14 protein-coding genes and 2 pseudogenes are annotated in these 20327 nt (G+C 73.1%); 7 read left to right on the plus strand and 9 right to left on the minus strand.

The window, feature by feature from the left end; translation table 11 throughout:
* Positions 1–307: 307 nt before the first annotated feature.
* On the plus strand, positions 308–1252 hold the full coding sequence (locus ABZ495_RS03300) for an SGNH/GDSL hydrolase family protein (protein WP_359802262.1): 945 nt from the start codon (positions 308–310) through the stop codon (positions 1250–1252).
* Between the two features lie 76 nt (positions 1253–1328).
* Here ABZ495_RS03300 and ABZ495_RS03305 read toward each other — a convergent pair whose 3' ends face one another.
* Complete coding sequence (locus ABZ495_RS03305; RefSeq protein WP_359834381.1) at positions 1329–3716, minus strand: lamin tail domain-containing protein; 2388 nt, start codon at positions 3714–3716, stop codon at positions 1329–1331.
* Between the two features lie 463 nt (positions 3717–4179).
* Positions 4180–5166, minus strand: coding sequence for a helix-turn-helix transcriptional regulator (locus tag ABZ495_RS03310; protein WP_329487108.1), 987 nt, complete (start codon positions 5164–5166; stop codon positions 4180–4182).
* Positions 5167–5640: 474 nt separating this feature from the next.
* Between ABZ495_RS03310 and ABZ495_RS03315 the strand changes: the two genes are divergently transcribed.
* Both ABZ495_RS03315 and ABZ495_RS03320 read left to right on the plus strand, forming a co-directional pair.
* The gene (locus tag ABZ495_RS03315; RefSeq protein WP_359834228.1) at positions 5641–5850 is read left to right on the plus strand and encodes a hypothetical protein; all 210 of its coding nucleotides are present in this window, start codon (positions 5641–5643) and stop codon (positions 5848–5850) included.
* Positions 5851–5857: 7 nt separating this feature from the next.
* Positions 5858–6127 carry a hypothetical protein gene (locus ABZ495_RS03320; RefSeq protein ID WP_329487110.1) on the plus strand — a complete coding sequence of 90 codons (270 nt, stop codon included), beginning with the start codon at positions 5858–5860 and terminating at the stop codon, positions 6125–6127.
* Positions 6128–6469: 342 nt separating this feature from the next.
* Here ABZ495_RS03320 and ABZ495_RS03325 read toward each other — a convergent pair whose 3' ends face one another.
* Positions 6470–7591 (minus strand): HoxN/HupN/NixA family nickel/cobalt transporter, encoded by a 1122-nt coding sequence (locus ABZ495_RS03325; RefSeq protein WP_329492064.1) that lies wholly within the window; start codon positions 7589–7591, stop codon positions 6470–6472.
* A 280-nt stretch (positions 7592–7871) separates the two neighbouring features.
* Here ABZ495_RS03325 and ABZ495_RS03330 point away from each other — a divergent pair, with 280 nt between their 5' ends.
* Together ABZ495_RS03330 and ABZ495_RS03335 are read left to right on the plus strand one after the other, a co-directional pair.
* The gene (locus ABZ495_RS03330) at positions 7872–8843 is read left to right on the plus strand and encodes a hydrolase (RefSeq protein ID WP_359834230.1); all 972 of its coding nucleotides are present in this window, start codon (positions 7872–7874) and stop codon (positions 8841–8843) included.
* 270 nt (positions 8844–9113) lie between these two features.
* A complete protein-coding gene (locus ABZ495_RS03335; RefSeq protein ID WP_359802266.1) occupies positions 9114–9617 on the plus strand; it encodes a hypothetical protein in 504 nt (167 codons plus the stop codon).
* 57 nt (positions 9618–9674) lie between these two features.
* Here the strand turns inward: ABZ495_RS03335 and ABZ495_RS03340 are convergent.
* The 3 genes and pseudogenes from ABZ495_RS03340 to ABZ495_RS03350 all read right to left on the minus strand — a co-directional run.
* A pseudogene (locus ABZ495_RS03340) lies at positions 9675–10400 on the minus strand (putative Ig domain-containing protein); the annotation flags it as partial.
* Between the two features lie 201 nt (positions 10401–10601).
* Positions 10602–11288: pseudogene (locus ABZ495_RS03345) on the minus strand (trypsin-like peptidase domain-containing protein); the annotation flags it as partial.
* Between the two features lie 438 nt (positions 11289–11726).
* The gene (locus ABZ495_RS03350) at positions 11727–12692 is read right to left on the minus strand and encodes a hypothetical protein (RefSeq protein ID WP_359802269.1); all 966 of its coding nucleotides are present in this window, start codon (positions 12690–12692) and stop codon (positions 11727–11729) included.
* 168 nt (positions 12693–12860) lie between these two features.
* On the opposite strand from ABZ495_RS03350, the gene ABZ495_RS03355 reads away from it, so the two are divergent.
* Positions 12861–13979: an alpha/beta hydrolase-fold protein gene (locus ABZ495_RS03355; RefSeq protein ID WP_329487115.1), complete on the plus strand. Its 1119-nt coding sequence runs from the start codon at positions 12861–12863 to the stop codon at positions 13977–13979.
* Positions 13980–14129: 150 nt separating this feature from the next.
* Entirely contained in the window at positions 14130–16589 is a 2460-nt protein-coding gene (locus tag ABZ495_RS03360) for a glycosyltransferase family 39 protein (protein WP_359834231.1), read from the plus strand.
* Positions 16590–16682: 93 nt separating this feature from the next.
* Here the strand turns inward: ABZ495_RS03360 and ABZ495_RS03365 are convergent, their stop codons facing one another.
* The 3 genes from ABZ495_RS03365 to moaA form a co-directional block, all read right to left on the minus strand.
* Positions 16683–18299 (minus strand): alpha/beta hydrolase, encoded by a 1617-nt coding sequence (locus ABZ495_RS03365; protein ID WP_359834382.1) that lies wholly within the window; start codon positions 18297–18299, stop codon positions 16683–16685.
* Between the two features lie 99 nt (positions 18300–18398).
* Entirely contained in the window at positions 18399–19091 is a 693-nt protein-coding gene (locus tag ABZ495_RS03370) for an HNH endonuclease family protein (RefSeq protein ID WP_359802975.1), read from the minus strand.
* A gap of 211 nt (positions 19092–19302) precedes the next feature.
* The gene (moaA, locus tag ABZ495_RS03375; protein ID WP_359834233.1) at positions 19303–20298 is read right to left on the minus strand and encodes a GTP 3',8-cyclase MoaA; all 996 of its coding nucleotides are present in this window, start codon (positions 20296–20298) and stop codon (positions 19303–19305) included.
* Positions 20299–20327: the final 29 nt, after the last annotated feature.

Raw genomic sequence — 20327 nt, forward strand, 5'->3', positions numbered from 1 at the left:
CGGTGCGGCCGGTGGTCCTGCGGTGCGGCGTTCGGGCGGTGCGGCGTGCGCCCGATACTGCGGCCTGCGGCGGGGCGCGTCAACCGGTGGGTAACAAGCTGCGGCGGCAATTCCGCTCCGGGGCGTTTCGGAAATACCTCCGATACACGGTGGAGCGTTATTCCGAAATGCTTCTGACGGGTTTTCGGGAATTTCCGCGCCGGGCATGGACGCATTCGAAACCTGGCGGTAACTTACCTGTCAGTAGTAAAGCTGTGGCCCGGCTGGCGCGACCCCCCACTCGTTCTCTCTCCCCCAGGAGGAACCCGTGCTCAGCCCTGCCCGGAAACGCCGTACGACCCGGACTTCCCGGAAGCCCGCCCTGCTCGCCGCCGCCGCACTGGGCGCGGCCCTCGCCCTGACCTCCACCAGCGCGCAGGCCGCCACGCCCGCCCCCCGCCACTACGTCGCCCTCGGCGACTCCTACGCCGCCGGCGCCGGGGTGCCCGGCCAGTCGGCCGGCCTGTGCCTGCGCTCCGACCGCAACTACGGCCACCTGGTGGCGGCCGCCCTCAAGGCCACCGCCTACACCGACGTCACCTGCGCCGCCGCCAAGGTGAAGGCGATGACGCAGCCCCAGTACGACGCGTTCATCCGGGTCAACGACCCGCAGTTGGACGCCGTCACCGCCGACACCGACCTGGTGACCCTCGGCATCGGCGGCAACGACCTCGGCGCCACCGACCTCGGCCTCGGCGAACTGGTCGGGGTCTGCATCGCCGGCGCGGCGGTCAACCCGCTGGGCACGCCCTGCAAGGACGTCTTCCACCACGGCTACTGGGACTGGTCCAGCTGGTCCTGGCAGTACGGCAACGACGACCTGGCCGACCGGATCGCCGCCGCCCGGCCGCAGATCGCCGACACCCTGAAGCGCATCCACGCCAAGGCCCCCGGCGCCAGGGTCCTGCTGGTGGGCTACCCGTCCGTGCTGCCGGCCGACGGCTCCGCGTGCTTCCTGCGCCAGCCCGTCACGGCGGGGGACGTCGAGTACATGTACGGCGTGCTCGGCCGGTTGAACGCCATGCTCAGGTCCACCGCGGCCGCGGGCGGCGCCACCTACGTGGACACCGCCACCCCGACCGCCGGCCACGACGTCTGCTCGGACGACCGCTGGATCGAGGGCGCGCTGCCGGGCTCCCCGGCCGTCCCGTTCCACCCCAACGCCACCGGCGAGAAGGTGATGGCGGACGCCGTGCTCGCCGCCCTGAAGTAGCCGCGGGCGCGGGCGGGAACCCCGAGGGGGCGGTGACCGGACTCCGGTCACCGCCCCCTCGGTCGTGCCGCGGGCCCTACGGCTTGATGCGGACCACCTGCGGGTCGTGGTCGCTCGCCTGGACGGCGAACTCGCTGTTGATGTGCACCACGTCGTACTTGGCGTACCCGACCTCGGGGCTGACCAGGACGTGGTCCAGCACCTGCGAGTTGCCCTGGTAGACGTAGGAGTACTGCTCCTTCTCCGGCAGCTCGTTCACCAGGTCGCGCAGCACGCCGTCCTTGGTCAGCGCGGCCAGCGCGGGCGAGAACTGGTAGTCGTTGAAGTCACCGAGCGAGACCACCTTGGCCTCCTTGTCGGCGGCCAGCAGCTTGGCGACGAAGGCCTGCTCGACCGTGGCCTGCTTGAGGCGCTGCACCTCGGAGCTGCGGGCCGGGGCCTGGAAGCGGCTGTCGATGCCCTGGTCGCCGCCCTTGCTGTTGAAGTGGTTGGCGATGACGAAGACCTTCTTGCCGCGGAAGGAGAACTGGCCCACCAGCGGCTTGCGGCTGTTCACCCAGGCCTCGTCGGCCGGGGCGATCCGGCCGGGCGAGGCGGTCAGCGCGGTGGCCGCGCCGGTGCCGGCCACGTCCACCGCGGCGGTGGCGCTGCCGCCGGCGATGTCGGTGTAGGAGACCCGCTGCGGGTTGAAGAGGAAGACCTGGCGGATGTTGCCGCCGGGCTCGCCGCCGTCCTTGCCGTCCTCCGGGTCGATCGAGCGCCAGTCGTACGCCGGACCGCCGGCCGCCTTGATGGCGGCGACGAACTTGGCGACGGTCTGGCTCGCGTCCACCGTGCCGTCGCTCTTGGCGCCGTTGTTGTCCTGGATCTCCTCCAGGGCGAGGACGTCGGGCGAGCGCAGGTTGGTGACCACGGCCTGGGCCAGCTCGGCGAACTTGGCGTCCGGGTTGCCGGGCGCCAGGTTCTCCACGTTGTAGGTGGCGATGGTCAGCTCGCGGTCGGCCGGCTGCGCGGTCACCTCGCGGGCCAGGTGGTTGTCCTGGAGCGCGCCGAGGGCACCGGCGACCAGGGTGTAACCGCCGAAGCCGTTGTAGTCCAGCGGGCCGTCGGTGGTGCCGGTCAGCACGTCGCCGACGTTGGCGACCGGGAACGGCTGCTGGGCGGCCGGCGCCTGCTGCTGCACCATCAGGCGGCCGACGTTCGGCTCCTCGTACGACTCGTACAGCACGCCGCCGCGCCGGCTCTTCTGGTCCTGCTTGTCGGCCGCGACCCAGAGCTCGTTGTACTTGTCGGTCGCCTGGATCACCCGGACGTCCTTGACCTGGACGCGCATGCCCTCCAGCGACTCGTAGAAGTCCAGGGTGTACTTCTCCGGCTGGAGCGGCAGGGACTCGACGGTGCCGCCGGCCGGGGCCTGCGGGGTGTAGGTGCCGGGGATGTTGCGGGTGTCGACCTCGACCGCGGCCGGCAGCGGGTTGCCCGAGGAGAGCACGGTGACGGCCGGGCCGCTGAGCTGGGTGAGCGACTGCGAGCCGCCGTTGAAGTTCGGGTAGTACTCCGTCACCTTGCCGGTGACCAGCACCGAGTCGCCGACCTTGACGGTCGGGTTGGCGCTGCCGGTGTAGACGAAGACGCCCTCGCTGGTGGCCGGGTCGGCGTCCGGGTTCGGGTCCTGGATCCAGAAGCCCTTGGAGCCGTAGCCGCGCACGCCGGTGACGATGCCGGGCACGCCCGCGACCGTCTTGCCGGTCCGGCTCGACAGCCGGGTGGTGCCCTGGATGTCGTGGATCCGGACGGTGCCCGGCTCGGTCGGACCGGTCGGGGTGGAGCCCTCGGCAACCTCGCCCTTGCTGTTGGTCGGGCTCGGGGCGCCGGCGGCGAGGTCCGCCGCGTTGTCGTCGGTGTCCGCGAGGCCCGCCTTGCGGGCCACCGAGGCGGTGTTGGAGGCGCCGGCGGCGGCGGCCGAGCCCTCGTGGACGACGGCGGTGCCGAAGCCGACCAGGTCCCGCACGCGCGGGTCGGCGGCGCAGTCGGCGGCGGTCCTGCAGGTCAGCGGGTCCGTGCCGCGGACCAGCGCGACGGTGCCGCTGGTGCCCGACAGGGCCAGCGAGCCGGCCGCGTCCGGGGTGGGCAGGTCGACCGTGCCGGCCGCGCCGGCCGCCTCGGCGACCAGGTAGCGGGTGCCGGGGGCGATCGCACCGGTCAGCGGGGTGACGCCCCACTGGGAGTTCGCGCCGGGCGTGCCGGATATGTACTGCACGCTCCAGCCGTCCAGGCCGAAGGCGGCGCCGCCCTTGTTGGCCAGCTCGATGAAGTCGTTCTTCAGCGTGGCACCCGAGTTGCCACCGCCGCCGTACACCTCGGCGATCACCGCGTCGGCCGAGGGCGCGGCCACCGCGGCCGGCAGCGGGACGAGCACCAGCGAGACGGCCAGGCCGGCCGGAAGGAGGGTCGCGCGGAGCAGGGTGCGGCGCGACCGCGGGCGGGAAGCGGGGGAGGTGGTCACCTGGACGGGACTCCTTGGTTCGTCGTGGCGCGCAGCGGCACGGCAACGGGGGTGGCACGAGTGGCCCGGCAGTCGTGGGGCTGCCGGGACGTGAGGGTGGGTCAGACGGGCGCGAGTGCGCTACCCGCGTAGAGGCGCGGGCCCGGGGATCCTGGACGGCCCCCCGCAGCGCCTTAAGATACGCGCGTAGAAAATGACGCGACAAGACCTCGGCGGTGAACAATCGAGACCGTCGGCGAGATCACACCCGAAGCTGTGACGCGCGCGACAGGTTGGGCGCCCGACGAGGTCCCGCCGCCGCCCTGACGGTCACTCCCGGGGCCGAGGGGATGCTTGTCCCGGCACCGCCGGGCCGCCCGGGCCGACGGGCCACCCCGGCAGCCCGTCACCGTGGGGCCGACCGCCGCGGCCGCGACCCCCGCTACAGCCAGCCGCGCTGAGCGGCCTTCAGGCCCGCCTCGAACCGGCTGCCCGCGTCCAACCGCTCCATCAGCGCGGCCATCTGCCGGCGCACCGTCCGCACCGAGACCCCGAGCCGCTTGGCCGCCGCGTCGTCGGTGAGCCCCGTGGAGAGCAGCCGCAGCAGCTCCCGCTCACCGGCGCTCAGGCCGGTGCCGGCATCCTCGGCCCGGTGGGTGCCGAGCGGGACGGCCGTCTCCCAGGTCTGCTCGAAGAGCGCGACCAGCGACGCGACGATGCCCGGCTCCTCGGTGCACAGGGCGCCGAGCCGGGTGTTCTCCGGGTCGATCGGCACCACGGCGGTGGAGCGGTCGAAGACCAGCATCCGGGGCGGCAGCACCGGCGCGGTGCGCACCCGCCCGCCGAGACCGGTCATCCACTGCGCGTACCCGAGGGTCTCCGGGTCGTTGCGGACGCTGTCCTGGTAGATGGTGCGCAGGCTCACCCCGCGCACCAGGGCGTCCTCGTCCAGCGGCCGGGAGGCGGCCAGGCTGGCCGCGGACTGCGCGCCGCCGGGCATCACCGCGAGGCACTCGGAGGTCAGCCGGGCCGTCAGCACCTCCAGCTTGGCCTGGATGGCGTCCAGGCCGACCAGCCGCTCGCCGCCGTCCACCAGGGTGCTGGCGCGCAGCGTCGCGTACTCGGCCACCGCCCGCGCCACGGCCGCCTTGGAGACGGCCAGCTCCTGCTGGCGCCGGGCGAGGTCCTCCTCCTGACGGCGCAGCAGGAGCTCCAGTCCGCGTTCCGGGCTGACCGGCCAGAACGCCCCGGGGCGGTCCCGCGAGGCGCGCAGCAGGGTGAGGTCGGCGAGCCGGTCGAGTGCCTCCCGGACGGCGCGTTCGGGCAGCCGGAGCCGCTGGCACAGCTCGACCACGCCACCCTCGGGGTCGGCCAGCATCTCGCGGTAGACGGCCTCCGCGGTGGTGTCGAGGCCCAGCAGTTCCAGCACTTCAATGACCCCTGCTCGTCGCAATGGGATTATCGGGCGATCTGCGGCTCGATCCTTGCGCCGTGGCACCGGCCTCACAAGGCATGATCCGGTCAAGCGACTCGGGTGTACGCCGGCCCCCGGCGGGGAACCACGCCGACAGCCCCGCCGGAACGGTACCGGGGGTGTCGCCCGAGGGGCACCGGCAGCGGCCCTGGCGAGCGGCACCGCCACCGCGCCCACGGCCCCGCCGGCGGACCGGCCGACGGGGGCGGGCCGGCCGGTGGGCGCATCCGCGGGGATTTCGCCAGGAGGTTGCAGCTTGCTGCCTGGCCTGTTGCTGCCCGCCGCCGCCCCTCCCGCCCGGGGGCCGCCACCGGGGAGGATTCCCCGTGCGTGCACCCTCCCCCGCGCTCCAACGCCCCGCGCTCGCACACCTCCCCCGCGCTCTGCCCCTTCGCGCCCTGAACCACTGTGCCCAGAACAGGAACCGCCGTGCCCAAGACCGTCCGGCTGCTCGCCGCCGCCGCCCTCGCACTCTCCCTCGCCGGCATCTCCGCGCCCGCCTTCGCCGCCCAGCCGGCCGCCGCCGCCGTCACCGCCGGCGTGGCCGCCGACACCGGCATCGGCTGGGACCACCCGCTGCCCGCGGCGATCGGCTGGGACACCACCCCCACCGGGAACCCGGGCATCGGCTGGGACTGACCCTTCGGTGTTCCCCGTCCACCTGACCCTCCTGGACGTCTCCGCCGCGCCGACGGGCGAGGCGGGGGCCGCCGACGTCCAGGCAGCTGTGTGGGGGTGCGCGGGGCCGGGCGACGGTCTGGAGCACGTGCGCGCCTGCGCCGTCCCGGGGGGTGTGGGACTGGTGCTGTACGTCCGCGCGCCGGACCAGGGCGTGGCCGAGCTGCGGGCGCTGTCCCTGCTCGACCGCACCCTGGCGGCCGGCCCGACCGGCCGCTTCGCGCCCGCGATGCCCTGACGGCACCGCCGGCGCCGCTTTCCGGCCTTCCGTAGGGGTTTCCACCGATCCCCATCCCTCGGAAATTTGGCCGATTTCGAGCGCTCGCCGCTCCGACCGGGTGCCCGGCACCCGCGCTCCGTCCCCCGGGGCGGGTCGGCCGGCCGGTCCGGGCGGGCTGCGAGCGAGCTCCGGGCAGGCTCCGAGCGGAGCCGGGACGATGCGGACGGACACAGCCGGACAGACGGACGGACGGACCGAACGACGAAACGGCGGGCCGGTCCGGGGGAGAACCCCGGACCGGCCCGCCGTTCGCGCGCTCCGGGCGGCCGGCGCCGACCGCCCACCCGCGGAGCCCCGCCGCTACTCGGCCTTCTCCGCCGCGCTCGCCAGGCCCGCCGACCACTTCTCCTCGACCCGGCCGAGCTTCCAGTAGGCGATCGCCGCCGCCCAGGTGAGCACGAAGAGGCCGACGATGGCGTAGCCGACGAAGTTGAGGTCCAGCTCACCGATCCAGGCGACCGGCCCGCTGGTGATGTCCAGCTTCTCGCCGAGCAGCCCGATCAGCTCGATCGAGCCGATGACCAGCGCGACCAGGACGGAGAGACCGGTGACGGTCAGGTTGTAGTAGATCTTGCGGACGGGCTTCGAGAAAGCCCACTCGTAGGCGAAGTTCATGAACGAGCCGTCGATGGTGTCCAGCAGGCTCATCCCCGCCGCGAACAGCACCGGCAGCACCAGCAGCGCGTACCAGGGCAGCTGGAACGCGGCCGCGCCGCCCGCCAGGACCAGCAGCGAGACCTCGGTCGCGGTGTCGAAGCCGAGGCCGAACAGCAGGCCGACCGGGTACATGTGCCAGGGCTTGGTGACGGCCCTGGTCACCCGGCCCAGGATGCGGTTCATGAAGCCGCGCTTGTCGAGCTGCTGCTCCAGCTCGGCCTCGTCGAACTCGCCCTCGCGCATCTTGCGGAAGACCTTGAGGATGCCGTTGAAGGCACCGAGGTTGATCAGGCCGATGAGCAGCAGGAACGTCCCGGAGACGGAGACGCCGATCAGGCCGGTCGTGTCGTGCAGGGTGGAGTCGTCGGACTCGACCTGGCCGGCCAGCGACTGGATGCCGAAGGCGAGCAGCGCGCAGAGGCCGAAGACGATCGAGGAGTGCCCCAGCGAGAACCAGAAGCCGACCGAGAGCGGTCGCTTGCCCTGGCCCATCAGCTTGCGGGTGGTGTTGTCGATGGCCGCGATGTGGTCCGCGTCGAAGGCGTGCCGCATGCCGAGGGTGTAGGCGGTGAGGCCCATCCCGGCGCCGAACACCTGCCCGCCGACGTCGTAGTGCTCGGGTGCGATGACCGCGAGGAGGGTGAACCAGCCGATCACGTGCAGCGCGAGGATGAAGCCGCCCATGCCGGCCAGGCGGATCCACTCCTCACGGGTGAGCCGGTCGCGCCATCTGACGGCGGTGGCACCTGCGGCGGGGCTGGACATCGTGTCGTCCTTTCGGGGGAGCGGGCGGAGCTGGGCCATCTTTCCCTCGGCGAGGAAGTACTTGCAAGTCATACGCAAGTACTGGTCCGGGGCGGTCGGGACGTGACGGCGCGCGGAGGGCGCATTCCGGAAGCGCTCCGGTCCTCCCAAAGATCGCCATGTACCGTACAAATACCCGTAACCTCCGGAGGCTTTCACCGGACGGACCGCACGCGGATACTCGGATCTACGCGCGAATACTCGGGCGCCGACACCTCAACTCCCCACGGAGGAACGGCACATGATCCGCATGAGAACGGCTGCCGCCCTGGTCGCCCCGGCCCTCCTCGCGGCCGGCCTCTCCGGCCTGGCCCCCACCGCCTCGGCCTCCCCCACCGCCCGCACCGCGGCCGGCCTCGCACCCGCCCCCACCGCGGCCGCCGCCGCCCCCCACCGGGTGCTGTTCGACAACACCAAGGCCGAGACCGCCGGCAACGCCGACTGGATCATCTCCACCAGCCAGCCCGACCCGCTGGCCCAGAACGCCAGTCCCAGCACCGAGAAGAGCTGGACGGGCGCGCTCTCCGCCTGGGGCGTCGCCCTGCAGAAGACCGGCCAGTACAGCCTCAAGACCCTCCCGGCCGGCTCCACCATCAGCTACGGCACCGGGGCCGCGCTCGACCTCGCCAACTTCGACACCTTCGTGGTGCCCGAGCCGAACGTCCGCTTCAGCGCCGCCGAGAAGGCCGCTCTGATCCGCTTCGTGCAGAACGGCGGCGGGCTCTTCCTGATCTCCGACCACAACCAGAGCGACCGCAACAACGACGGCTGGGACTCCCCCGCCGTCATCAACGACCTGCTCACCAACAACGGGGTGGACAACAACGACCCCTTCGGCTTCAGCGTCGACGTCAAGAACATCTCCACCGACAACCCGCGCGCCGTCAACGACCCCGCCGACCCCGTCCTGCACGGCGCCTTCGGCACCGTCACCGGCTCGATCCTGCGCTCCGGCACCACCTTCACCCTGAAGCCCGCCGACAACCCCTCCGTCAAGGGCCTGCTCTACCGGACCGGCTACAGCGGCACCACCGGCGCCTTCTTCGTCACCAGCGGCTACGGCAGCGGCCGGGTCGCGATCTGGGGCGACAGCTCCCCGGCCGACGACGGCACCGGGCAGTCCGGCAACACCCTCTTCAACGGCTGGAACGACCCGGCCGGCACCAACGCCGCCCTCGCCCTCAACGCCACCGCCTGGCTCAGCAAGGCCTGACGCCCCCGTCGCGCCCCGCCGGGGCCCGCTCACCAGGACAGTGCCGGCATCCTCCCCCGGGGTCGGACTGCTGACGCCTGCGGCGCGGGCGGGCTCCGGCCCGCCCCGCACCGTGGCCCGCCGAGCGGGCCCCGGCGAGACGGCCTACGCCGACCGGCTAGGCCAACGCGTCTGCAAAACAAGGAACTTGGGCGGCACTCCGACCCCCGGGCCGGTCTCGGGCGGTACCCTGGCTCACCCGCGGCGGGCGCGGGCGGCAGGGGGGGACGTATGGGAGTCAGGAATCCGTCGATCGAGGAGCGGTACTCGATCGCGCTGGGGTGCCGGGTGAGCGTCGAGGCCGGGTTCACCGCCACGAGGGTCAACTGGAACATCGGCATCATCTCGGGCGAGGACCGCAAGCGCCCTCAACAGGGCAGCGCGGTGGCGTCGTTCACCTGCGACCGGTGCCGGCGGGCGTTCTGCGCCAGGGTCGAGAGCCGCCCCACGGCGCGCCGGAAGCGGTGGATCTACCTGGTGGTGGGGGCGGTGCTGCTGCTCTCGCTGGCGGTCGTCGTTCCGATGCTGGTCCAGCTGGGCGGGCAGACCGTGGACGAGAACGACCCGGACGCGACGGACGGCTTCGGCCTCCTGTTCCTGTGGGCCTTCCTCGCGTTCGTCTTCGGGCTGAGCTTCTTCCGGGTCGGCTGGTCCTACCCCGGCATCAACAAGTTCCGGCTGGTGGGCGCCGACGGCAGGCGCAGCGTCTGGGTGAAGGGGCACCGGCTGTTCTGACCCGCGAACGGCCGCCCGGTCGGGGACCGGGCGGCCGAGGGGACTACGGCGCAGGCGTCAGCTGGTCTGCAGCGCCGTGTCGTCGATCACGAAGCTGGTCTGCAGCGAGGCGTCCTCGGTGCCCGCGAACTTCACGGTGACCGTCTGGCCCGCGTAGGACGAGAGGTCGAAGGTCCGCAGCTGGTAGCCGGCCGCCGCGTCTACGTTGGAGTAGGTCTTCAGCGCGGTGCCGTTCACCGAGACGGTCAGCTTGTCGTACGCCGTCGAGCCGGTCTCCGCCGTGTCGATGTGCAGGTAGAAGCTCAGCGACGCCTTGCAGCCGGCCGGGACGGCCACCGCCTGCGAGAGGTTGTCCGAGTGGGCTGAGCCGTAGCCGTTCAGCCAGGACTTCCACGAACCGCCGTGCGCGGCCTGCGAGGCGCTGTTGTCCACGACACCGCTGGACGCCGTCCAGGGCGCGGCGCTGCCGGTCTCGAAGCCCGCGTTGCCGAGCAGCTGCGCCGGGGTGCAGGTGCCGCCACCGCCGCCGGTGACCGTCCAGGTGAAGGCGGCGGTGCCGGTCTTGTTGGCGGCGTCCTTCGCGGTCACGGTCACGTTGTAGGTGCCCGCGGCCGTGGCGGTGCCGGTGATCTTGCCGCTGGAGCTGATCGACAGGCCGGTCGGCAGGCCGGTGGCCGTGAAGGTCAGCGGGGCGGTGCCGCCGGAGGCCGAGATCTGCAGGTTGACCGAGCCGTTCAGCGCGGTGCTCTGGCTGCCCGGGTTGGTCACCGAGACGCTGGTGCCGGCCGGCTTGGTGAGCAGGCAGCCGCTGACGTTGAGGTCGATGACCCGGCCGGCGCCGAGGCAGGTGGTGAACCAGTACGTCTCCTGGCCGTAGCTCTGGCCCTTGGTGGCCTTGGTGGTGCCGTCGGCCGCCACCTCGCACGGGTTGTTGAGGGTGCACATCTGGCCGTCGTCGTTGCCGGTGTTGTTGATGCCGACGACCTTCTTCGTGGCGGCGTCGACGATCGGCGAACCGGACGTGCCGTGCGTGGTGTTGCAGCCCGCGCTGTAGCGCAGCGAGTCGTGCCAGGTCCACTCGTCCTCGCGCAGCGTGTCGACGAACCCGTTGACCGAGCAGTTCCACACCTGCTTCCAGTACGACGAGGGTATGTACATCGCCGAGCCGTCGGCCGGGTGCGTGTCACTGATCGTCAGCGCCGTGGCGCTGAACTTCGAGGTGATGGACGCGAAGGTGTCGGTCAGCTGGTACAGGGCGACGTCGGTGCCGGTCATGGTCGCGTAGAGGACCTTGTCCGCCTGGACGGTGCCGAGCGAGTTGCCCGAGGAGCCGAGCAGCGTGCCGCTGCGGCTGGCGCTCTGGTTCTGGACGACCTGTCCGGCCGACGGCATCGTCGGCAGGCAGTGGCCGTTGGTGAGCATCAGGGCCCGGTCGGTGTCCACCGACGAGGGGTAACGGACCAGCGAGGCCGAGCAGTTGCTCAGCGCGATGGTGGACGTCAGATCGCCGGCCTGGACCGCCTGGGCGGGGGTGGCGGCGAGGGTCAGCCCACCCGCGACGACGGCGCTTGCGCCGACGAGGGCGGCAAGTCTCTTGAACATGCTTCTCCTTGTGGGGGATTGCGGGGCGTACGACCGGTCGCGGACGCCCGCGCCGCACGAAAGTGCCATGACCACCTCAACGGGTCAACCATGCCGACAGAACTCGCGCCACCGATTCCGCGCCGCTGCCACGGCCTTCGCCGCCCTAGGCCCCATCACCCGAGGTCGCAGCACGCGCCCCGCCCCAAACCTGCTACCCGGGAGGCAGGTTCGAGATGTGCACCACATGTCGGCGGCGCCACCCGCGAGCCTGCCCGGCGGTGCGACGGCAGGACCGGTGCCACCGGGTGAACCGTCAGGTGTCGCAGATTCCGGGGCCCACCCGGGACCTGCCCGCCCCCGCCGGCACCACCTGCACCTGGATCTGCCCGTCCTCGTCGGCACACCGCTCGCCGCCCTGGCGCGCGTCGCCCGCGACACGGGACGGCGCCCCACGCAGGACGACGCCGCCGGCCGGATCGGCCGACGGCGCCGCGGGCTCCCGGCCCGCCGCGGGTACTTCTTCCGCTACGGCTGCGGGAAGGTGTCCTCGTCCACGTCGCTGGTCTTGGCGTTGCCGCCGACCGCCGGCTGGAGGGTGATGGACCACGAGGTATAGGTGCGACCGGTCTCGAAGGCCATGCTGTCGTCGAACTTGCTGAAGTCGCAGCTCTGGGTGAACGCCTTCAGCGTCGGGTCCCAGTCGACGCCGCCGGCGAAGTAGACGTCGTAGGTGCCGTCCTCGACACCCTCGATGGACGCCTTCTTCCCCTTGCCGACGTAGACCGAGTGGATCGACTTGCCGTTCTGGGCGAGCGAGACCACCGCGTCGGAGCTGCCGCCGTTGTCGACGTTGAGGACGCCCTCGCCCTTGAGGCGGCCCGAGCGGACCATGGTGCCGCTCTCCAGCGACCGGGTCTGGAGCTGCGGGGTCTGCGGGACGTTGAAGGTGGTGGGATACCCGGCGGCGGCCATCTGGGCGAGGGCGGGGGGCACCGCCTTGAGGCCCTCGGAGAGGCCGACCTGGGCGAAGGCCGAGGTGGTGGCGCAGAGGTTCTTCGCCTTGATGTCGCTGCGGACCTTGGTCAGGTCGGTGGAGAGCTGGCCGAGCGCCGTCACCAGCTGGCGCCGCGCCGTGCTGACGGCCGCCGGCTCGCCCGCGAGGCCCAGGCCGCTGCCGGCCGAGGACGCGGCGGTGGCCGCCTCCTGGAGCGTGGTGGCGAAGGCGTCCAGACCGGCGGAGGCGTTGAGCTTGCCGAGCGCGGCGCTGACCGGGTCGATGTAGCTCACCAGGACCGGCCCGTACGGCGGCTTGGTCGGCGTCGGGGTCGGGGTGGGTGTCGGGCTGGGGCTCGCACTGGCGCTCGCCGACGCCGGGGCGCTCTTGCCCGGGCCCAGGCCGAAGGAGTCCGCCCCTCCGGACCCTCCACTGGAGCACGCCGCCAGCAGCAGCGTTGTGCCGGCCGCCAGGCCGACCTTGACGAAGGACTTCATGCCCGCTCCCCCGGTGATCTCTCATGCACGCTCCGTGCATTCCCCGCGGACATGATCCCGAGCCTTTGTCACGCGGTCAACAGGGCGCACAAGAGGCGTGTTGAGGCGCAGGCGGGGCGCAGAGAGGGGCGCACGGGACGCCACCGCGCGTCAACTACGATCGGTCACGTGCTCAGGCTTACGGGACTCCCCCTCCAGATCATCGCGTCCCTCCTCGCGATCGGCGTCTTCGCCGCCACGATGTGGCTCTGGCCGAGATTCGGCGGGCGCGGCTGGCAGGCCTGGCTCGGGCGGATCGGCGCCTTCCTCGCCACCCAGATCTCGGTGCTGGTCGCGATGGGGCTGATCGCCAACGGCTACTTCGGCTTCTACAGCTCCTGGACCGACCTCCTGGGCACCAACGGCGGGCCGGGCACGGTGGTCGACCACCAGCCGAACGCCTCCGTCGCCATCACCGGCGAGCAGAAGTTCTACGCCCAGCAGGGCTCCAACCCGGAGCGGGTCGGCCTGATCCACAAGGTCTCCGTCAAAGGAGCGGGCAGCGGCCTGAGCACCGACGGGTTCGTCTACCTGCCGCCGCAGTACTTCCAGCCCGACTTCGCGCAGCAGAAGTTCCCGATGGCCCTGGTCCTGGCCGGCTACCCCGGCACTCCCGAGAAGCTGATCTCGCTGATGCAGTACCCGGCCTCCGCGCTGGAGGCGATCGACCAGAAGAAGCTCCCGCCGACCATCCTGGTGATGATGCGGCCGACCCTCGTCAACAACCGGGACACCGAGTGCGTGGACGTCCCGAACGGCCCGCAGGTGGAGACCTTCTTCACCAGCGACCTGCCCAAGGCGCTCGGCACCACCTACCGGATCGGCACCGACCCGGCCAACCGGGCCGTGATCGGCAACTCCACCGGCGGCTACTGCGCGCTGAAGTTCGCGCTGCGCAAGCCGGACGCCTACCGGGCCGCCGTCTCCCTCTCCGGCTACTACACCGCGCCGATCGACGAGACCACCGGTGACCTCTTCGGCGGCGACAGCCGGCTGAAGCAGGAGAACGACCTGCTGTGGCGGCTGCAGAACCAACCGGCCGCGCCGGTCTCGCTGCTGCTGGCCACCGCCCACGACGAGAACAACTACGCCGCCACCCAGGACATGGTGAAGGCGTTCAAGGCGCCGACCAAGCTCTCCACGATCACCCTGGACACCGGCGGCCACAACTTCCACACCTGGACGCGGGAGATCCCGCCGGCGATGGAGTGGCTGGGCAAGCACCTGACGATGCCCCAGGCCGCGTAGCACCCGCCGCGCACTCCCCGCCGCGCACCGACCCGCCGCGGCCGCCGGGGGCGTGCGCACGCGGCCGTCCGCACGGCCCCCGGCAGGATTAGAGACGGCTCACAGCCCGGTCTCACGGTCCTCTCAGCCGGGCGGCCGAGCGTAGCGTCCATGACCACGACCAGCTTCTCCCCTCCGGCCGGCGAACCGTGGCCGGAGGCCGCGAACTATCCGCCGCCGGAGGTGCCGCAGCCGGCCCCCGGGCTCCCCGGCCCCGCCCCCGTCCCCGGAGCGGCTCCCGCCCCCGCGCCGGCCGAGGCGCTCTTCCCGCCGTGCCCGCCACCCGCCGCCGGTCCCAAGGGCCCGGCGTCCTGGGCCGGCCGGCTGCGCACCCTGGCGGCCCGGTCCTGGCGCGGCCGCGCCGACGACCCGCGCTGGGTGCGCCCCGCGCTGCTGGCGCTGCTGGCCGCCACCGCCGTCCTCTACCTCTGGGGCCTGAGCGCCTCCGGCTGGGCCAACTCCTTCTACTCGGCGGCCGCCCAGGCGGGCAGCCAGAGCTGGAAGGCCTTCTTCTACGGCTCCTCGGACGCCGGGAACTTCATCACCGTCGACAAGCCGCCGCTCGCGCTCTGGCCGATGGCGCTCTCCGCCCGCCTCTTCGGCCTCTCCTCCTGGTCGGTGCTGGCCCCGCAGGCGCTGATGGCGGTCGCCACGGTGGCCACCCTGTACGCGACGGTGCGCCGCCGGTTCTCGCCGCTCGGCGGCCTGCTGGCCGGGGGTGCGCTGGCGCTGACGCCGGTGGCGGCGCTGATGTTCCGGTTCAACAACCCGGACGCGCTGCTGGTGCTGCTGCTCACGCTGGCCGCGTACGGCCTGCTGCGGGCCACCGAGGCGGCCGGTACCCGGTGGCTGGTGTTCACCGGGGTGATGTTCGGGCTGGCCTTCCTCACCAAGACGCTCCAGGCCTTCCTCGTGCTGCCCGCGTTCGCGCTGGTCTACCTGGTGGTCGCGCCGACCGGGCTCTGGCGGCGGGTGCGGCAACTGCTGGCCGCCGGCCTGGCCATGGTGGTGGCGGGCGGCTGGTGGGTGGCGGTGGTCGAGCTGGTGCCGGCCTCGGCCCGCCCGTACATCGGCGGCTCGCAGGACAACAGCTTCCTCTCGCTCACCTTCGGCTACAACGGCTTCGGCCGGCTCAACGGCGACGAGACCGGCAGTGTCGGCGGCGGTGGCGCCCGGCTGATGGGCGGGGCCGAGGCACCGCCCGGCGGCGGCCGCGCGATGGGCGGCGGCGGCTGGGGCGAGACCGGCATCACCCGGCTGTTCGACGGCGACATCGGCGGGCAGATCGCCTGGCTGATGCCGGCCGCGCTGATCCTGCTGCTGCTCGGGCTCTGGGCGACCCGCCGCTACGCCCGCACCGACACCGCCCGGGCGGCCTTCCTGGTCTGGGGCGGCTGGCTGGTCTGCACCGCGCTGACCTTCAGCTTCATGTCCGGCATCTTCCACCAGTACTACACGGTGGCGCTGGCCCCGGCGGTCGCGGCGCTGGTCGGCATGGGCGTCGACGGCCTCTGGCGGGTCCGGCACCGGCTGCCCTACGCCGCGGTGCTGGGCGCCACGCTGGCGGTCACGGCGGTCTGGGCGTACGTCCTGCTCGGGCGCAGCGCGGACTTCCTGCCGTGGCTGCGCTGGGCGGTCCTGGTCGGCGGGCTCGCCGCCGGGGCGGCGCTGCTGCTGGCCGGGCGGCTGGCGGCCCGACTCGCCACGACGGTCGGGCTGGTGGGTCTGGCGGCGGCGCTGGGCGGTCCGGCGGCGTACGCGGTGGACACCGTGAACACGCCGCACACCGGCTCGATCGTGACGGCCGGTCCGGCGGTCGCGGGCGGGCGGGGAATGGGCCCGGGCGGGATGCGCGGGATGCCGCCCGGCGGCGACGGCCGGTTCTTCCTCAACGGGCAGCAGGGCTCGCCCGGTCAGGGCGGCGCGCCCGGGCAGCTGCCCGGCGGCGCCGCGAACGGCGCGGGCGGCACGGGCAGCGACGGAACGGGCACCGGCGGAACGGGCGGCGGCCGCAACGGACGCGGCGCCGCCGGCGGCTTCGGCGGCACGGGTGGCTTCGGCGGCGGCGGAATGGCCGGCGGCGCCCCCGGCGGCATCGGCGGGCTGCTGAACGGCGCCACCGTGAGCGACGAGGCCGCCGCCCTGCTCCGGCAGGACGCCGACCGCTACACCTGGGCCGCCGCGACCGGCGGCTCGCAGACCGCCGCCAGCTACCAACTCGCCTCGGGCGAACCGGTGATGGCCCTAGGCGGCTTCAACGGCACCGACCCGTCGCTCGGCCTGGACGCCTTCCGGCAGTACGTCCGGGAGGGCAAGGTGCACTGGTTCATCAGCGGCGGCTCCCGCCGGACGGCCGGCCCCGGGACGGGCACGGGCACCAGGACGGGCACGGGCACCGGGACCGGCACCAGCACCGATCCCGCCGCGACCGCCGGTCCGACCGCCGGTGCCGACGGCGGCGCCCAGGAGTCGCAGACCGCCCAGATCGAGACCTGGGTGGCGAGCCACTTCACCGCGAAGACGGTGGGCGGCACCACCTTCTACGACCTGACGCAGACGCCCGCCCCCTGAGCCGCACCCCCTGAGCCGGGAGCCGCGGGAGAACGACGGAGGGGACGCACCGCCCAGCGGCGGTGCGTCCCCTCCGTCGTCGTTCGGCGCGGATCAGTCGGTCGGGCAGCGCGTTCCGGCGGCCGGCGCGGTGCCGTCCGTCAGGAAGGCGTCGACCGCGGCCCGGACGCACGTGCTCCGCCCGTAGCCGATGTGGCCCTCGCCCTCGCGGGTGAGCAGGACGGCGTTGCCGAGCTGGGCGGCGAGCTTCTCGGCCGAGGCGTAGGGCGTCGCCGCGTCACCGGTCGAGCCGACCACCACGATCGGGGCCGCGCTCTTCGAGACGATCGGGTGCGGCTGCTCGGCGGAACGGAACGGCCAGGCACGGCAGTCGGGGTCGAACAGCGCCAGGCTCGGCTCGTGCCGGGTGATCAGCGGGGCCTTCGCCGCCAGGTCGGCGTACGCGGCCTGGAGGGCCTCGCCGGTCGGGACGGCGGTCGCGCCGTCGGCGCAGTGGATGGCGGTGTAGGCGTCGGCGGAGACCCCGTAGTGGCCCTTCTCGTCACGGCCGTAGGCGCCGTCCGCGCGGGCGAGCAGGTTGTCGCCCTTGCTCCGGACCATGGCCCAGCCGAGGTCGTTGCGCAGCGCGTCCCAGGTCTTCTCGTCGCCGTAGAGGCTGTCGAGCACGCCGGCCCAGGCGGCGTTGGCGGTGAGGGCGCGCCCGCTCGTGGTGGTGAGCGGCTTCGCCTTGAGCCCGTCGAGGAACTCCGCGAGCTTGTCGGCCGCCTTGGCCGGGTCCTTGCCGAGCGGGCACTGGTCCTGCTTCGCGCAGTACGCGGCGAAGAGCCGCAGCGAGCGCTCGAACCCCGCGTACTGCACGGTGTTGTGCTGGGCCAGCGGCACGGACGGGTCGACCGCACCGTCCAGCACCAGCCGCCCGACCCGGTCGGGGAACTCCTCGGCGTAGAGGCTGCCGAGGTAGGTGCCGTACGACATGCCGAAGTAGTTGAGCTTCTGGTCGCCCAGCGCGGCGCGCAGGACGTCCATGTCGCGGGCGGTGTCGCGGGTGCCGATGAACGGCAGCAGCTTGGCGAACTTGGCCTGGCAGGCGTCGGCGAGCACCTTGCCGTGGTCGTCGCCCGGGGTGCCGGTGGCGAGCCACTCGTCGCGGGCCTTGTCGTCCAGGCAGTTCAGCGGCGTGGTCAGACCGACGCCGCGCGGGTCGAAGCCGACCACGTCGAAGCGGTCGTGCATCGGGCCGTCGAACTGCGCGGGGGCGGCCTTGACCATGCCGACGCCGGAGCCGCCGGGCCCGCCGGGGTTGACCAGCAGGGAGCCGAGCCGCTGGTCCTGCCTGGCGACGGGGACCCGGACGACGGCCACGGCCAGCGGGTCGCCGGCCGGATGGGCGTAGTCCAGCGGGACGTTGAGCGAGCCGCACTGCAGCACCGACTCGTCGACCTTGGCGGTCTTCGGGTCGTCGGCGCAGGGCGCCCAGGCGATCTGCTGGCCGTAGAAGGGCTTGAGTGCCGGGTCGGCCGCGCCGGTGGGCCTGGGCGTCGGCGTGGGCGGGGTGGTCGGCGACGCGCTGGGCGTGGCCGGGGCGGCGGCCGGTGACGGCGTGCCGGAGGCCGCGTCGGTGGTGGTGGATCCGCCCGAGCCGGCGCAGCCGGCCAGGAGGGCGGCGGCGACGGCCGCGGGCAGGGCGCGCCGGGAGAACCGGGTGATCATCGAATGCACCGCACACGAATATCACCTGACCGTCACACCGGTCATCTCGTGATCGACCGGCGGACGGCGAAGGGGGGCAAAGCGTGACGGAACGTTTCCTCAACCGCCGCACTGCTGGAGCATGGCCTTCTTGTCCGCCTCGGTGACGGGCAGTCGGTACTTCAGCGAGACCTGGGCGAAGCGCACCGCGTACGAGCAGCGGACGGCGGTGTTGGCCGGGAGCCAGGCGGCCGGACCGGAGTCGCCCTTGGAGGCGTTCTGCGAGCCGTCGGCCGGGACGAGGTTGAGCGGATCGTTGGCGATCTGCACGCGCTTGGCCTTGTCCCACGTCGACGCGCCCATCTGCCAGTCGTAGGACAGCGGCATCACATGGTCGATCTGGATCTTCGAGGCCTGCTGTTTGCTCCACCGGACGGTCTTCCCGGTGTACGGGTCATCGATGGTCATCGCGGTGACGGTGCAGGCCGAACCGTCCTTGCGCTCGACCGAGCGGCCGTCCCGGGCCAGCAGGTCGTTGCGGGTGTCGCAGTTGTTGTGGCCGCCCGGGACGCCGTCGACGTTGTCCGTCCAGGCCGGGCCGAACTCGTCGCGGTCGTAGCCGTCCTTGGGTCCGGCGGCGGCGGTGGCGACCCCGGCGATGATGTCGCGGCCGGCCTTCCGTTCCTCGGGCGTGGTCAGCGGCGCCAGGCCGGGCCTGGTGCCGTCGGGATTCTGCAGCGGGCTGGTGCCCGCGCCGGCGGGCCCGGCCGCCTCGGTGGCCGGCTTCCCGGCACCCCCGGTGCAACCGGCCAGCGCCGGCGTGGATATCAGGAAGGCGGCGGCGGCGAGCAGGGCGGTGCGGCGGGCGGGCACGGGGACTCCCGGACTGGGGGGTGGCTGACGGCGCCCCAGCAGACCAGTCGCCCCACGGGCCGTCAAGGCGGCGCGGCACGGAGCGTTCGAGCATGTCGAAGCTCACACCCCGGCGCCCGCCCGGGCCCCGCCCCGCCTCCTCCCGCCGGGCTCAGCCCCCGATCGCGGACATCGGCCGGTCCGGCTGGACGAAGTCGGCCGAATTGATCGCGTGGCCGGGGCCCTTGCGCCCGATGGTGGCCCGCCAGGCGGCCTCGATCCGGTCGTCGTCCGCGCCGCCGCGCAGCAGTGCCCGCAGGTCGGACTCCTCGGTGGCGAACAGGCAGTTGCGCAACTGGCCGTCGGCGGTGAGGCGGACGCGGTCGCAGCCGCCGCAGAACGGGCGGGTGACGGACGCGATCACGCCGACCACGGTGCCGGTGCCGGCGATCCGCCACTCCTCGGCCGGCGCGTTCCCGTGCCGGCCGACCGGGACGAGGTCCCACCGGGTGCCGAGGACGGCGAGGATCTCGTCGGCGGTGACCATCGTCGCCCGGTCCCAGGCGCCCTGCGCGTCCAGCGGCATGGACTCGATGAACCGCATCCGGTAGCCGTGCTCGGCGGCGAACTCCACCAGGTCGAGGATCTCGTCGTCGTTGACCCCGCGCACCGGCACCGCGTTGACCTTCACCGGCGCGAGCCCGGCGGCCTGCGCGGCGGCCAGGCCGGCGAGGACGTCGGCGAGCCGGTCCCGGCGGGTGATCGCCGCGTACCGCTCGGGGCGCAGGGTGTCCAGGCTGACGTTCACCCGGTGCAGGCCGGCCCGGTGCAGCGCGTCGGCGGTGCGGGCCAGGCCGATGCCGTTGGTGGTCAGCGAGACCTCGGGGCCGAGGGCGGTGATCCGCCGGACCAGGTCGGGCAGGCCGCGGCGCAGCAGCGGCTCACCCCCGGTCAGCCGGACGGAGCCGATGCCCAGCCGCCCGGCGGCGATCCGCACCAGCCGGACCACCTCGTCGTCGCTCAGCACCTCGGCCTTCGGCAGCCAGTTCAGGCCCTCGGCCGGCATGCAGTAGGTGCAGCGCAGGTTGCAGCGGTCGGTGAGGGAGACCCGCAGGTCGGTGTGGACCCTGCCGAAGCGGTCCGACAGCGGGCGCGGTGCGGTGTTCATCGGCCCAGTACAGGGGCAGCCGGGCCGGG

The organism is Kitasatospora sp. NPDC005748, from assembly GCF_040630735.1.
Lineage (GTDB): Bacteria > Actinomycetota > Actinomycetes > Streptomycetales > Streptomycetaceae > Kitasatospora.